We start from the raw sequence: 14,119 nt of genomic DNA, 5'->3' as shown, positions 1-14,119 counted from the left end.
GAGCAGTCGACGTTCTTATGCTTGTAGTTCCACAATGAAAAAAGTAGGTTCAATCAGCAAACTAGGATATTCAAAAAACGGATTTTTAAACAGTCTTTACTTATTTGTAAAAATTCATTTCTTCAATATATTTCCAGACATCATCGGTCAACAGAGGTGTCACATTTTTTCCTTCGGAAATAGATCTTCTTATAAAGGTTGCTGAAATTTCAATGATTGGAGCGTCAACTCTGGTTATTTTGGCATGATCTCGAAATCTTTCGATCTCCGTACCTTCGGCTATTCGGGGATACACATACAACTGATGGTTCTCCAGAATAACTTCATAATTCTTCCAGCGATGGAAACTCTTTAAATTATCCTCACCCATAATCAGGCAAAACTCATTGGTAGGAAACCTTTCCTGTAAGTGTGCCAGCGTGTTTACGGTATAATTTGGTTGTTCCAGACCAAATTCAATATTACTGGGTTTGAGGTTTTCGAAAGGTTCACAAGCCCTATATACCATTTCGAGTCTGTGATGATTATCAAGTAAACTGCTTTTCTTTTTGTGCGGATTGTGCGGAGTCACAACCAGCCAGACCTCATCAAGATCTGAATGCTCTACCATATGATTGGCAATGATCAAATGACCAATATGGATAGGATTAAAGGATCCAAAGAATAAACCTACTTTCCTGTTCATTCCTTAATATTATTTGCGCCAACATAATTGGAAACCAGATTATAAGCTTCCTTTAAAGCAGTTCCCAGGTGATTGTTCTCGATAATAAAATCAAATTGAGGTGCGGTGGCAAGTTCAATAGAGGCTTTTGCTACGCGCATATTTATTTTATCGTCACTTTCAGTCTCACGTTTTTTTAACCTGATCTTTAATTCTTCGATACTTGGTGGTTTCACGAAGACTGCTAGCGTTCTGTCTGGATAGATATGTTTGATATCCAAGCCGCCAACCACATCAATATCAAAAATAACGTGCTTTCCTTTCGCCCAGATTCTTTCCACTTCGCTTTTCAAGGTTCCGTAGAAATTATCGCGATAAACTTCTTCCCATTCCAGGAACTCGTCATTTTTGATCTTTTGTTTAAAATCTGACAGTGAAAGGAAATAATAGTCCTGTCCATGTTTCTCTTCACCTCGGGCTTCTCTAGAGGTAGCTGAAATTGAAAAATCAAGTTTCAATTCCTCATGTTTCAGTAAATGTCTAACTATAGTAGTTTTACCCGATCCTGAAGGAGCTGAAAATACGATCAATTTACCGTCGTCCATTACAATACGTTTAAGATCTGTTCCTTAATCTTTTCAAGTTCATCCTTCATTTGGACCACCATTTGTTGCATTGGTGCATAATTGGATTTGCTACCTATGGTATTAATTTCTCTTCCTATTTCCTGGGAGATGAAGGCAAGTTTACGTCCATTGGAATCTGAAGAATCCAGTGTCTTCTGAAAATAATCTAGATGGTTATCCAGTCTTACCTTTTCTTCAGTAATATCAAATTTTTCGATATAGTATACGATCTCCTGCTCAAAACGATTTTCATCGGCTTGCTCCTTTATCTCTTCTATACCTTTCCGAAGTCTTTCTCTTACAGCTTCCACACGATCCGGATCGATCCTGATCACATCCTCAAGCAAGCTTTTTATATTGTTGATACGAAGTTGAAGATCTTTTTCAAGGGCTTCACCTTCATCTGTTCTAAAGTTATTGATCTCTTTTAAAGCATCTTTTACTGCAGTTTCGATCACAATAAATTCCTCTTCATCGATCTCCTCACGTTCAGTTTTAAGAGCATCGGGCATTTTTACTGCCATTTTCAACAGCTCAATTTCGCTGGTATCTACAATCTTCCGAAGTTGATCCATATAGATCTTTACTACCTCAGTATTCACATTTGTAGTAGTTTGTTCTGCGGTAGATTCCACATAAATGGAAAGATCTACTTTGCCGCGTCCAAGAGAATCGGAGATAATATTTCGAAGTTCGAGTTCCTTTTCACGGTATTGCGACGGAATGCGGGCATTCAGGTCAAAATTCTTACTGTTGAGAGATTTGAGTTCAACAGTGATTTTCTTGGTGGGAATTTGTGTAACGCTCTTCCCAAAGCCTGTCATCGATTGGATCATGCCTGAATTTTAAAAGCTTGCGCAAAGATAATCAATTCTATAGCATGTACAATTGTATGCCTGGTAGATGCAATCTAATCTAAAAGGGAACTCATAAATTCGGTAATTCTTTTTTCATGATAATAAACATTACTTCTGGTTACAAAGCCTACATGGCCACCAAAAGCAGGCATCTCAAGATGTATATTTTCTGAATTTTTCGCAACCTCTTCAGGATAACAACCTGTAGATAGAAAAGTATCATTCTTAGCATTTATCAATAAAGTGGGCACTTCTATATCCTGAAGAAAATTCTGAGCGCTCGCCTGAGCGTAGTAGTCATCTGCATTTTTGTAACCATGAGCCCTGGAAGTATAGAGTTCATCAATATCCCGAAGAGAATTGCAGGAGGCTATCTTATTTTTATCAAGATGATCTGGAAACAGTTCTGCACGTTTATTGAGGTGCTGCTTCAAGTTGATTTCGAATCTCTTACTATAGATAAAATTCCGTATTCTATTGATCGCTCCCAGTGATCCTGCCAGGTCACATGGAACGGAAACTCCCGCAGCACCAATGATTTTCTTCGGCCTGCTACGCTGTTCACCCAGGTATTTCATGAGTAGATTTCCACCCAGGCTAAATCCAACCAAAGCGATTTTCTTATATTTTTTCAAGGACAATACATGGGTTATCACTTCGGCCAGATCATCGCTGGCGCCGGCATGGTAACTTTGAAAATATCGGTTCATTTCTTCGCTGCATCCTCTAAAGTTCATGGCCACGGCATCCCATTGCATATTATTGAAGGCAAGTGCCATACCGTGCATATAAGGTCTATCTGCACTCCCTGCTAAACCATGAAGCAGGATCACCAGCAATTCTGAATCTTTTTTGCATTTGCTCCAGTCCAGATCTATAAAATCTCCGTCACTAATAGTGATACGTTCCCGTGTATAGCTTAGCTCTACCTTCCGGAGTTTGCCAGCGTAAATGGTTGAAGCATCTGCATTCTTGAAAATTCCTGTAGGATGATAGTTGCTTGAGAGAAGCGGCATGTATCTATTTTAATATAAACTTAGGTAAAATTTGTTATGCATGCATACTATTTATTGGTAGTTTTGAATAAAAGTAAGATCATGTATACCAAGAAATTCGAGATACGATGGAGCGACCTTGATGCGAACAGGCATCTGGCCAATTCTGCCTATATAAACTTTATGAGCCATACAAGAATGGGCTTTTTGATGGAAAATGGTTTTGGGCAGAAGCAACTCGCTCATTACAATCTGGGACCTATCGTCTTTTATGAGCATATATATTATTTCAAAGAGATATTTGCAGGCGAACCGGTTACAGTAAGTCTAGAGTTAAACGGACTTTCTGAAGATGGGATGTACTTTGAATTTATTCATAAGATCTATGATCATAAGGGAAGGAATTGTGCAACCTGTGAAATGATGGGATCGTGGATAGACCTTGAAGAACGTAAACTTACCACCCTGCCGGAAGAACTTTTCAAGCAGTTGGACAGTACGCCAAAAACGAAAGAGTTCAGAACCCTAACCAAGGAAGATACCCGTAAATACGGCAAACGACCAGATAATTTAAGCAGCGAAGAGCTGGCTAAACTATAAGCAGTATTAAGTTTATAGAAAGGTCTGTATTGTAGATTTATTCTACAATATCAGGCCTTTACTTTTGTCTTTTTCATACTTACCATATACACCCCAACGAATACCAGTGTAGCCGCAATTCCCTTCGTCCAGTTCAGGGAATCTGCCCCAACCATGATGGCGAAGGTGATCGCGATAAGCGGTTGCAGGTATATGAATGCACTTATCGTTGATGCTGAAAGCTGCTTCAGGGCATAAATATTCAGTAAATAGGTCATAAACGTTGTTCCAAGAACCACAAATCCCATTTTCCAGATCGCATCCAATGGTAAATTGTTCCAGTCCACAGCAACAAATTCAGAATAAGTAATAGGAAGATTGATGAATACGGCGATTAAGAATAGCCACTTCATCAAAGTGATCGCATGATATTTTCTAGTCAGTGGTTTTACGAGTATAAGGTATAGACCATAAGAGAAGGCATTGACGATAAAAAGAACATTTCCTAACGGGATGTTCGGGGCGTTCTGGTTTTGATCTGAGCTAAAAAGCACCAACACCAGCGCACCTGCCATTCCTACAATGATCCCAATAGTTTTTAGTAAAGTGATACGTTCTTTTATCAGGATAGACGCAAGAATCAAAACCATTACTGGCGATAATGTAATGATGACCGAACTATTGATAGGTGTTGAAAGACTAAGCCCTTTAAAAAAGAAGAGCATATTAATAACCATCCCAAAAATAGCACAGCCAATAATACGCGGCCAGTCAGAAGTTGCGATCTTTTCTTTCGGTGCAAAAATGCTTATCGACCAGAAAAGGATCGCTGCACCGGTCACTCGAAGTAATATAAAACCGAAAGGCTCGATATACAAAGGCATTAAACCTTTGGCAAGCGTATGGTTGATCCCGTAAATGGTGCTCGCTCCAATGGCTGCCAGAATGGCTAATAATCTGGTATTATCCATGTACAGAACTTTTTGCAGCTTCCACGGTCTTTTTAGAATTACCAATAAAAATTTTGTCTCCGTTAATAACCACCGGTCGCTTCAGGAATGTATAATGCTCCAGAATAAGTTCCTTATAATCAGATTCCTCTAAGGACTTATTTTTTAGATCACGCTCTTTATACAACCTCGCCCTTTTACTGAAAAGACTCTCATAAGAACCAGCTAATAGATGCATTTCTTCCAATTGTTCCTTAGAAATAGCTTCGGTCTTGATGTCCTGAAGTTCAAAATCATCTGGAAGATCCAGCTCCTTCAAGATTCGTTTACAGGTATCACAGGTGGAAAGATGATAGACTTTTTTCATAACTGAGAGTTTTCGGAAAATGCAAAGAACGAATATTTTGTCGGGAAAACATATATTCTACGCCATCCTTAATCTTCAGATAAAACAGAAAGGTGATTGAGATTCCGTTTATTCACCTATTAAGATCATTAAAAAATCTTGATTTGAATTCCTTAATATCATTTAATAGGGTCAAAATTCACAAAATTTGAAGACATCTACGATCTATAAACTCACAGCAGTACTACGATATGGGTTGGAGGATCATGGCTCCTTCTGGCACCAATTCAGCCACTGATGCCCGATGATATCAATGGAGTTTACGAGCGATTTATTTGTAGTCTGCTGGTGATCTGGCCTGCAGTAATTTCTTATTATTTATGGAATTCTGCTAATTTAGAAAATGCGAGTCACAATTAATTTAAACCGAAGCTATTTCAGATTTCTGGTATATTGCTCTTCTATAGTTTCTTTAGTCTTTAGATATTCTGAAATTTCTGCTCTGGAATAAGTCATTCTGAAACTTCCTGCGGAATAAGGAGCAATCTCATAAGCATTATAATGCAATACGATCTTCCCAGGATAGACACCGATATTAGCTGGAAGGTGGAACTTTTCATTTTCAAAGAAGAAACCGGTATTATTGATACTGGCACCTTCAGGAATGTTCTGTTTAACGCGGAAATCCTGCTCTGCTTTTTTGATAAATTCCGAAGAAAAGAGGTCTTCTACGACTAATAGCCTGCCCGTTTCAGCGTCAAAATTGAGGTAACTCACACTATTATAGCCATGTGCACCACCGGTGAACATATCTGTAGTAAATTCCATGGAAACCAGCTCTTCGTTCTGCTGAATTACTTTTCCAAGGATCGTGGCTTCCCAAGGAAGGTCGTAATCGGGAAAGTCGGCGGCAGTTCTTTCATAATTCTGCAAAAATTGATCTACCAGTTTCCGGGGGGATTGTATACTATCCGCCTCTGTGAAATCCACAGTATTCTGGAGGAAGCTTTCCACTTCTAAATTGATCTTTTTCGAGATCTTTCCATCATTTTTTGCGACCGGGTAGCTGAGACTTATAAAAGTGCAATCTCCATTCTCAGGATCACAATTGTTAAAACTCTTCTCAACGGTTTCCTGCTTAAATTCCAGGATTTCTATTTCGTCTTTTTTCTCCTCATCTGCACAGGAGAATAGAATCAGAATCATTAAAGCTGAAAGAATTGCTTTTTTCAAGGCTATTGGTGTTAAATTAGAGGATAAAGGTAAATTGAATTTTGTGAATGCTCAACGAGCTGATTACATTTGTTTACTACGATTTTCAGGCATTGAAAGGCTAATGTTCAAGAATGAACACAAGCACTTTTCGTAATTAAAAATTTTGCAATTTGAAGTTCAATACCAAGACTATACATGGAGGACAGGACAACGTGGATCCAGCTTATGGATCTGTCATGCCACCTATCTATCAAACCACGACCTATTCTCAAAGTTCACCCGGTGAACACAAGGGCTATGAATACTCCCGAAGTGCGAACCCAACCAGAACCGCACTGGAAAAATCACTCGCCAGTCTTGAAAACGGTGAATATGGTTTGGCATTTGGTTCAGGGCTGGCTGCAATAGATGCAGTGCTTAAAATGTTTAAACCAGGTGATGAGATCATCTCCACAAATGATCTTTACGGGGGTTCCTACAGGTTGTTTACAAAGATTTTTGAAGGTCTTGGAATCAAATTCAAATTCGTGGGAATGCAAGTTGTAGGAGATATTGAGCAGCATATCAATGAAAAAACAAAGCTCATCTGGGTAGAAACTCCTACCAATCCAATGATGAATATTATCGATATCGAGGCAATTTCAAAGGTTGCGAAGAAGCACGAACTGCTTTTAGCTGTTGATAATACTTTTGCCACACCATATCTGCAAAGGCCTTTGGAACTTGGAGCCGATATTGTAATGCATAGCGCTACTAAATATCTGGGAGGTCACAGTGATGTGGTGATGGGTGGACTGGTCGTGAAGGACAAGGAACTTGCCGATAAATTATATTTTATCCAGAATGCGAGTGGTGCGATTTGTGGTCCTCAGGATAGTTTCCTTGTTTTGCGAGGAATCAAAACCCTGCATGTCAGGATGCAGCGACACTGCGAGAATGGTCGAGCAATTGCAGGTTTTCTGAAGTCCAATGATAAGGTGAAAGATGTCTACTGGCCGGGTTTTGAAGACCATCCCAATCACGAGATTGCGAAAAAACAAATGTCAGGTTTTGGAGGAATGATCTCGTTCAATACAATAGAAAACACGCTGGAAAGCGCGCGTAAGATCGTTGAAAATTTGAAAGTTTTCACACTTGCCGAATCTCTTGGTGGTGTAGAATCGCTTGCAGGACATCCCGCCAGTATGACCCATGCCTCAATTCCAAAGGAAGAAAGAGAAAAAACAGGTGTGGTGGATTCCTTAATTAGACTTAGCGTGGGAATCGAAGATGAAGAAGACTTAATCGAAGATCTTCGACAGGCTATTGGATAAATAATATTAATTTTAATTTCTGAAACCCCTCAAATGGGTTTCTTTATATATACCACGATGATTAAAACTTCAATTTTCTCACTATTACTTCTGCTAGTTTCAGGCTTTACTACTGCCCAGAATCTAAGTTCTCCAAATGCTGAACTTAAGATGAATTTTAGCCTGACCGATGCAGGTGAACCAACTTACGAATTGACGTATAAAGGTAAGTCTGTGATCAAACAAAGTAAGCTAGGTCTGGCCTTGAAAGATTCAGAAGATCTGCTTAAGAATTTTGAAGTAGAGAATAGCAGTGAAACCAGCTTCGATAATACCTGGAAGCCAGTTTGGGGAGAAACTAAAGATATAAGAAACATTTATAATCAACTGCAGGTTGAACTAATTCAGAAAGACACAGATCGTAAATTGATCCTTAACTTCAGACTTTTCGATGAAGGTCTTGGGTTTCGATATGAATTTCCGGAGCAACAGAATTTAACTTATTTTGTTATTGAAGAAGAACATTCTCAATTTGCAATGGCAGGAGATCACACCGCATTCTGGCTTCCCGGCGATTATGATTCACAGGAGTATGACTATACCGAATCAAAACTTTCAGAAATAAGTTCAAAATTTGATACGGCGGTTACCGGGAACGCTTCTCAGGAACAGTTTTCAAACACAGGAGTGCAGACTTCTCTTATGATGAAATCCAGTGACGGTCTCTACATCAACCTACATGAAGCGGCTCTTGTAGATTATTCGCTAATGAATCTTAATCTTGATGAAGAGAACCTGGTTTTTGAATCCTGGTTAACTCCAGATGCAGTTGGAAATAAAGGATACATACAGACGCCGGCAGTATCTCCATGGAGAACGATCATGGTAAGTGATGAGGCAACAGAGATCCTCGCTTCAAATTTGAACCTGAACCTTAATGAACCAAATAAACTGGAAGATACCAGCTGGATCAAGCCAGTGAAATATATTGGGGTATGGTGGGAGATGATCACAGGTAAAAGCTCCTGGGCGTATACAGATGAGTTACCTTCAGTACAACTAGGGAAAACCGACTATTCCAAAACAACTGCAAATGGTAAACATGCTGCAAATACAGAGCATATAAAGGAATATATAGACTTCGCCGCAGAGCATGGTTTTGACGCCGTTCTTGTGGAAGGCTGGAACGAAGGTTGGGAAGACTGGTTCGGCAAATCAAAAGATTATGTATTTGATTTTGTAACTCCGTATCCAGATTTTGATGTGGAAGCAATTCATAAGTATGCACAAAGTAAGGGTGTGAAAATGATGATGCACCATGAGACTTCCGGGGCGATCAGGAACTATGAACGTCATATGGATACAGCCTACCAGTTCATGAATAAGTATGATTACCCAGCCGTAAAAAGCGGTTATGTTGGAGATATAATTCCGCGTGGTGAACATCACTACGGGCAGTGGGCGATCAACCATTTTTTATATGCTGTAACCAAAGCTGCAGATTATAAGATCATGGTGAATGCTCATGAAGCGGTAAGACCAACGGGATTGAGAAGAACCTATCCAAACCTTATAGGTAACGAATCTGCTCGTGGTACCGAATTCCAGGCATTTGGAGGTTCCAAACCAAATCATGTGACCGTATTACCTTTTACAAGACTCATTGGCGGACCTATGGATTATACTCCCGGAATCTTTGAGATGGATATTTCTAAGCTGAATCCTGACAACAATTCCCATGTAAATAGTACGCTGGCGAATCAACTAGCTATGTATGTAACGATGTACAGCCCATTGCAAATGGCTGCTGATCTTCCGGAAAATTATATGAGATTCCCAGATGCTTTTCAGTTTATTAAAGATGTAGCATTGGATTGGGATGAAAGTGAATACCTGGAAGCGGAGCCTGGCGATTACATTACTGTTGCGAGAAAAGCAAAGGGAACCAGTAACTGGTTCGTTGGAAATGTGAATGGCGAGAAAACGCGGACTTCAAAAATTGAATTTGACTTCCTGGATAAAGGTAAAACGTACATTGCAACGATCTATGCAGATGCTGCAGATGCGCATTACAAGACTAATCCTCAAGCCTATGAGATCAAAAAGTACCGGGTGAATAGCAAATCCAGGTTGTCACAGCAATCTGCTCCGGGTGGTGGTTTCGCGATCAGCATCATGGAAGCCGAAAAATCTGAAGTAAAGGACCTTAAAAAGCTATAATTTCAAATGGCCGGGATTTCTTTAGATAAGTTCCCGGTCATTAAATTTTCATAAGTGAAAAAACTTTTAGTAATAGTTCTGCTATTTATCACGGTTGAGTCATTCAGCCAGAGATACCGGGATTTTGAGGTGGGTCCAAGTTTGAGCTATGCCCATACCTCCCTGTATCTTTCTCAGAATGTTTTTGATAGCGGGGAGAGCGACAGCTTTACCAATTCAGGTTTTGAGCCTAACTACGCGGTGGGAATCTACGCGATCTACTACTTGTTGCCTAAAACAGGCTTTGGAGCCGAACTCTACTGGCAGCGAACTTCAGCTTCAGATCTTAGTGATAATGAACATTACAATTCTTTGACTTTTATGCCCTATGTTAATTTCGACCCCTTTAACCAGATCGAAAATGTACTTTTCGGGGCGGGAATTGGAGCTTCGTTTATTCAAAATGCTCCAGATTACGGGAACGTTCTGGAGGAAGACATTAGGGTGATCACGATCCCGGCAAAATTATCTGTTTCCTACCGGGTTCGTAATCAATTTACTTTTGAAATCTCCGCACAAGCAGAGGTACTGGAAGTAGTAAAGGATCAGGTACGAAGAAACTCCATTTTATTGGGCTTCAAAATACCTTTTAATCGTGTCTTCGGTAATTACCGTTAAGACTTAAAGATCGTTTTAAAAACTTCTATCAGTTTATCAACTTCTTCCAGGGTATTGTAGTGTACCAGGCTCACTCTTACCACGCCGTTATTATCTTCCATCTGAAGGTCCTGAATTAATTTTTTAGCATAGAAATCACCAAACCTGATTCCAATATTATAAGGATCTACTGCTTCTACAATTTCATTACTTCGGAAGTTTTGGTGCAAAAATGAAATGGTAGGCACTCTTTTTTCAGCAGCAGCACTGGGTTGTCCAATGATCTTTATTTCTGAAACTGAATTTAAATAATCCAGAAGTCTTGTGGCCAGCTTCTCTTCATGGGTAGAAATAAGCTCGTAGGTTTTATTCAATTTTTCCTTAAACTGAAGATCTTTTCCGTCGAAATGATGATCGTGCAATTCAGCATAGTAATCGGTAATTCCGGAAACCGCATAGGTAAGCTCGAAATTGAAATTTCCGGGTTGCAGTTTATAGGGAACAGCATCTTTATCTATAAAATAATGGTTGATACTTTCCAGCTCTTTCAGTAAGTCATACTTACCGTACATCATGGCCAGGTGTGGTCCATAAGTTTTGTACCAGCTAAATGTATAGAAGTCGGCATCCAGCTCCTGAACGTCCACTTTTCTATGCGGAGCGTAGGCGACACCATCTACACAGATCAAAGCACCTGCTTTATGTACTATTTCAGCGTATTGCTTAACGGGATTGATCGTTCCCAGCACATTGGAGGCGTGAGTAACTGCAACGAGTCTCGTCTTATCTGTCAATAAATGTTCAAGATCTTTTATATCCAGTTCCAGGGATTCTGGATTTATCTGCCAACTCTTAACTTTGAAGCCAGACTGTTCAAGATCGGTCCATGGAGAAACATTCGCCTCATGGTCTGTATTGGTAACAATGATCTCATCTCCCTTTACCCAGTTCTTACTAATGCTTAGGCTAAGAATTCGCATAAGCATAGTTGTACTGGAACCCATCGCGATCTCCTCAGGTCTGGAAGCATTGATAAGCTCTGAAACAACTTGGGTAGAAGCCTTTAATCTGTCTCCGGCTTCCTGGGAAACAGCGTAAGAAGCACCTAGCTGTACATTGGAATGAAGCAAATATTCTGTGATCTTGTTGGTGACCTGCTTTAAAACCTGTGATCCTCCAGCATTATCCATAAAAACGAAATCCCGTTCAAGCGCAGGAAATTGTTCTCTTACAAATTTGATGTCTATCATTCTTCCAATAGGTTTTCATTAAATAGTTCAAGTATTCTTCGGTATTCATCTGTCCAGCTACTAGGCTCCACGAATCCGTGATCTTCCACTGGATAAACGGCAAGTTCCCAGTTTTCTTTTCCTAATTCGATCAAACGCTGACTTAATCTAACCACATCCTGAAAATGCACGTTTACATCTACCATTCCATGAGCGATCAACAAATCACCTTTAAGGCCTTCAGCAAAATAAATAGGTGAAGAGCGCTTGTAGGCGATTGGATCCTGGGAAGGTTCGTTAAGAATATTGCTGGTGTAGCCATGATTGTAGTGCGCCCAGTCTGTTACAGACCTTAAAGCAGCACCTGCCTGGAAAGTATCAGCTTCAGTAAATAAAGCCATTAAGGTGATAAATCCACCGTAACTACCACCATAAATACCCACTTTTTCAGGATTGATATCATGCTCATCTATAAGATATTTTACGCCATCCACCTGGTCACTTAGGTCTTTTCCGCCCATATGCCTGTAAATACCAGTTCTCCAATCCCTTCCATAACCAGCACTACCACGATAATCGATATCGATCACGGTGTAACCAAGATCAGTTAAAAGGTTATGGAACATATATTCGCGAAAATAACTGGACCACCATTTGTGAGCATTTTGCAAATAACCTGCACCATGAACAAATACGATTGCAGCATCATTTTTCACATCTTCTTCAGGCAGGTATAGTCTGGCTGGAACTTTTGCGCCATCCTGCGCTGTAAATTTAATAAGTTGAGGTTCACGCCAGTCATAAGCCTTAAAGGCTTCAGATCTGCCATCGGTTACCTGGATCGCTTCAGCAGTTGTTGAGGTTTCTTTTAAAAATAGTTCTTCCGGTTTGTTCATATAGGAATAAGTGATCGCCATTTGCGATTCATCTGGAGATAACCGTACATCGTTATTCCCGGTCATGGAAGTAAGTTGCTCCATGTTACCGCCCATTAAAGGCATCTTATAAAAATGTCTTTCCCCGGCATGAACTTTCGAAGAAGTGAAATACCAGTACTTTCCATCATTTGAGATCATAGGATCAAAAACTTCATATTTCCCGGGAGTAAGATCTTTCTTTTTCCCTGTTTTCGTATTCAGGATCACTAAATGAGAATAGCCTGATTCTTCAGTCTGAAAATAAATATGCTTATTATCTGGCAACCATCCCATAGTTTCATATCCGTAGTAAGTATAACCAATTCCCGGTCCTGCGAGCCATGCTTCATCCCTTTGATGGTCAAGCGTTTCAAATGTTCCGGTTTCAAGATTCACAGCCACGATCCAGCGGTCCTTATTATCTGTAGAACGTATATTTACTACCGCTTTGTCTCCTTCAGGACTAAATTTCATGGAAGATGGAATTACCGGTCGCGGCTCTTCTTTCCATTCTTTTTCAGGATAGTCTGCAGTATAATCAGGTAGTTTTGAAATTCCAGGTAGACTGGTGAAATCAAACTTTAGTACCGTATCCTTTTCAATTTGATAAAGCGCCAGTTCTGCGGAATATTTTAGATCTCCAACCTTGCTTCTGGCCGAAAGATCTTCGGTATACCCACTTTCATCTACATAATTAGGAACGCCTGTGTTTTTTCCGCTTTCCCGGTCGATTAGGCTGAATGCAGCATATTTAGCGTTTGGTGAAATCACGAAATTGCTCATGTTCTTGCTGTCCAGGAAAAAAGTGAATTCTTCAGGATCGCTGGTAGATTCGCGGTACTTTTTCGATGCTTCCCTGTTCTCTTTACGCTCTCTCACAACCTGTAAAAGATCAAGGTTCTCGTCCTGAAGCCATTGATCCTTTTCGTTTAGTTTTTTATCTGCGGAAGCTTTTTTCGATCCAGATTTGATATTGGTAAGTTGCTGAAGCGTTCCGTTTTCGAGCTGATAGATAAATGCGTTGTCTTCAGCTTTAAAAAGAATTTGATTTTCTGAAGCTGAAAATTCAGGATCACTTATTCTGAAGGGCAAACTGATCAATTCCTTTTTGGATCGATCATTCATATCGTAGATGACGAGTTTTCCTTCATCTGTATACAGCATTTTCTTTCGGTCACTACTGAATTTACCGTAAGTTGGGATCATTGCTTTAGATTCTTCCGAAGAAACCTTTAAGATCTTTTGAGGGTCATCTATCGTGATTTTATAAAGACTGTCTGCAGCATTCCCTTCAGGATTGTACTGAAAATAGACATTTTCACTATGAATTCCCCAACGAACTCTATCAGGAAAGTTACCCATCCATTGCGGATCCTGCATGATCTTCTGGACACTAAGTTCTGAAGTTTGGGCATTTAGCTGTAAAAATGGGAGGCATAGGATGGCGAGAAACGCGAATCTTTGAAGCATTGGTGAAAATTTACGATTTTGGAAGGCCAATATAGCCAAATTTTAACTCCGCATTAAACGTTTTCGTACCACTGCGGTCTAATTTCAGAGCAATTGTTCTAAAAAGAACGATATTGTAAAATA

14 protein-coding genes are annotated in these 14,119 nt (G+C 39.8%); 5 read left to right on the top strand and 9 right to left on the bottom strand.

Annotated elements, in window-relative coordinates:
- Positions 1-100 precede the first annotated feature (100 nt).
- The 4 genes from nadD to ACSHZO_RS05700 all read right to left on the bottom strand — a co-directional run bounded on the left by nadD (position 101) and on the right by ACSHZO_RS05700 (position 3,163).
- Positions 101-685: a nicotinate (nicotinamide) nucleotide adenylyltransferase gene (gene nadD, locus ACSHZO_RS05715; protein WP_298245849.1), complete on the bottom strand. Its 585-nt coding sequence runs from the start codon at positions 683-685 to the stop codon at positions 101-103.
- Positions 682-1,269: a guanylate kinase gene (gmk, locus tag ACSHZO_RS05710; protein WP_298245850.1), complete on the bottom strand. Its 588-nt coding sequence runs from the start codon at positions 1,267-1,269 to the stop codon at positions 682-684. The genes nadD and gmk overlap by 4 nt, the downstream gene beginning before the upstream one ends.
- Entirely contained in the window at positions 1,269-2,126 is an 858-nt protein-coding gene (locus ACSHZO_RS05705; RefSeq protein WP_298245851.1) for a YicC/YloC family endoribonuclease, read from the bottom strand. Before ACSHZO_RS05705 ends, gmk begins: the two co-directional genes overlap by 1 nt.
- Before the next feature lie 74 nt (positions 2,127-2,200).
- On the bottom strand, positions 2,201-3,163 hold the full coding sequence (locus ACSHZO_RS05700; RefSeq protein ID WP_298245852.1) for a YheT family hydrolase: 963 nt from the start codon (positions 3,161-3,163) through the stop codon (positions 2,201-2,203).
- A gap of 81 nt (positions 3,164-3,244) precedes the next feature.
- Here ACSHZO_RS05700 and ACSHZO_RS05695 point away from each other — a divergent pair, with 81 nt between their 5' ends.
- Positions 3,245-3,742, top strand: coding sequence for an acyl-CoA thioesterase (locus ACSHZO_RS05695; protein ID WP_141879137.1), 498 nt, complete (start codon positions 3,245-3,247; stop codon positions 3,740-3,742).
- 50 nt (positions 3,743-3,792) lie between these two features.
- Here the strand turns inward: ACSHZO_RS05695 and ACSHZO_RS05690 are convergent, their stop codons facing one another.
- Entirely contained in the window at positions 3,793-4,692 is a 900-nt protein-coding gene (locus tag ACSHZO_RS05690; RefSeq protein WP_298245853.1) for a DMT family transporter, read from the bottom strand.
- Positions 4,685-5,038, bottom strand: coding sequence for an arsenate reductase family protein (locus ACSHZO_RS05685; RefSeq protein ID WP_298245854.1), 354 nt, complete (start codon positions 5,036-5,038; stop codon positions 4,685-4,687). Before ACSHZO_RS05685 ends, ACSHZO_RS05690 begins: the two co-directional genes overlap by 8 nt.
- A gap of 276 nt (positions 5,039-5,314) precedes the next feature.
- Between ACSHZO_RS05685 and ACSHZO_RS05680 the strand changes: the two genes are divergently transcribed.
- Positions 5,315-5,437, top strand: a complete 123-nt coding sequence (locus tag ACSHZO_RS05680) for a hypothetical protein (protein WP_298245855.1) — start codon at positions 5,315-5,317, stop codon at positions 5,435-5,437.
- Between the two features lie 12 nt (positions 5,438-5,449).
- On the opposite strand, the gene ACSHZO_RS05675 is transcribed toward ACSHZO_RS05680, so the two are convergent.
- Positions 5,450-6,250: a DUF3298 and DUF4163 domain-containing protein gene (locus tag ACSHZO_RS05675; protein WP_298245856.1), complete on the bottom strand. Its 801-nt coding sequence runs from the start codon at positions 6,248-6,250 to the stop codon at positions 5,450-5,452.
- A gap of 152 nt (positions 6,251-6,402) precedes the next feature.
- Between ACSHZO_RS05675 and ACSHZO_RS05670 the strand changes: the two genes are divergently transcribed.
- Genes ACSHZO_RS05670 through ACSHZO_RS05660 form a run of 3 tightly spaced genes read left to right on the top strand, consistent with a single transcriptional unit; the run spans position 6,403 to position 10,401 of the window.
- Positions 6,403-7,545 (top strand): cystathionine gamma-synthase, encoded by a 1,143-nt coding sequence (locus tag ACSHZO_RS05670; RefSeq protein ID WP_298245857.1) that lies wholly within the window; start codon positions 6,403-6,405, stop codon positions 7,543-7,545.
- 57 nt (positions 7,546-7,602) lie between these two features.
- Positions 7,603-9,744, top strand: a complete 2,142-nt coding sequence (locus ACSHZO_RS05665; RefSeq protein WP_298246223.1) for a glycoside hydrolase family 97 protein — start codon at positions 7,603-7,605, stop codon at positions 9,742-9,744.
- Between the two features lie 54 nt (positions 9,745-9,798).
- On the top strand, positions 9,799-10,401 hold the full coding sequence (locus ACSHZO_RS05660) for an outer membrane beta-barrel protein (protein WP_298245858.1): 603 nt from the start codon (positions 9,799-9,801) through the stop codon (positions 10,399-10,401).
- On the opposite strand, the gene ACSHZO_RS05655 is transcribed toward ACSHZO_RS05660, so the two are convergent.
- Positions 10,398-11,630 carry a cysteine desulfurase-like protein gene (locus ACSHZO_RS05655; protein ID WP_298245859.1) on the bottom strand — a complete coding sequence of 411 codons (1,233 nt, stop codon included), beginning with the start codon at positions 11,628-11,630 and terminating at the stop codon, positions 10,398-10,400. The two genes, ACSHZO_RS05660 and ACSHZO_RS05655, sit on opposite strands and share 4 nt — an antisense overlap.
- Positions 11,627-13,996, bottom strand: a complete 2,370-nt coding sequence (locus ACSHZO_RS05650; protein ID WP_298245860.1) for a S9 family peptidase — start codon at positions 13,994-13,996, stop codon at positions 11,627-11,629. Before ACSHZO_RS05650 ends, ACSHZO_RS05655 begins: the two co-directional genes overlap by 4 nt.
- Between the last annotated feature and the right edge of the window lie 123 nt (positions 13,997-14,119).

Origin of the sequence: Christiangramia sp. 3-2217-3z (assembly GCF_051195275.1) — a bacterium.
GTDB lineage: Bacteria > Bacteroidota > Bacteroidia > Flavobacteriales > Flavobacteriaceae > Christiangramia > Christiangramia marina.
Note: the sequence above shows the minus strand (reverse complement) of the source record. Positions and strands in the feature narration are given on the sequence as shown.

What these genes read in the sequence shown, in the direction of transcription:
- ACSHZO_RS05705 (WP_298245851.1), bottom strand. Translation starts at nt 2,126, where the DNA reads ATGATCCAATCGATGACAGGCTTTGGGAAGAGCGTTACACAAATTCCC.
- nadD (WP_298245849.1), bottom strand. Translation starts at nt 685, where the DNA reads ATGAACAGGAAAGTAGGTTTATTCTTTGGATCCTTTAATCCTATCCAT.
- ACSHZO_RS05650 (WP_298245860.1), bottom strand. Translation starts at nt 13,996, where the DNA reads ATGCTTCAAAGATTCGCGTTTCTCGCCATCCTATGCCTCCCATTTTTA.
- ACSHZO_RS05665 (WP_298246223.1), top strand. Translation starts at nt 7,603, where the DNA reads ATGATTAAAACTTCAATTTTCTCACTATTACTTCTGCTAGTTTCAGGC.
- ACSHZO_RS05695 (WP_141879137.1), top strand. Translation starts at nt 3,245, where the DNA reads ATGTATACCAAGAAATTCGAGATACGATGGAGCGACCTTGATGCGAAC.
- ACSHZO_RS05680 (WP_298245855.1), top strand. Translation starts at nt 5,315, where the DNA reads ATGCCCGATGATATCAATGGAGTTTACGAGCGATTTATTTGTAGTCTG.
- ACSHZO_RS05655 (WP_298245859.1), bottom strand. Translation starts at nt 11,630, where the DNA reads ATGATAGACATCAAATTTGTAAGAGAACAATTTCCTGCGCTTGAACGG.
- gmk (WP_298245850.1), bottom strand. Translation starts at nt 1,269, where the DNA reads ATGGACGACGGTAAATTGATCGTATTTTCAGCTCCTTCAGGATCGGGT.
- ACSHZO_RS05700 (WP_298245852.1), bottom strand. Translation starts at nt 3,163, where the DNA reads ATGCCGCTTCTCTCAAGCAACTATCATCCTACAGGAATTTTCAAGAAT.
- ACSHZO_RS05685 (WP_298245854.1), bottom strand. Translation starts at nt 5,038, where the DNA reads ATGAAAAAAGTCTATCATCTTTCCACCTGTGATACCTGTAAACGAATC.
- ACSHZO_RS05690 (WP_298245853.1), bottom strand. Translation starts at nt 4,692, where the DNA reads ATGGATAATACCAGATTATTAGCCATTCTGGCAGCCATTGGAGCGAGC.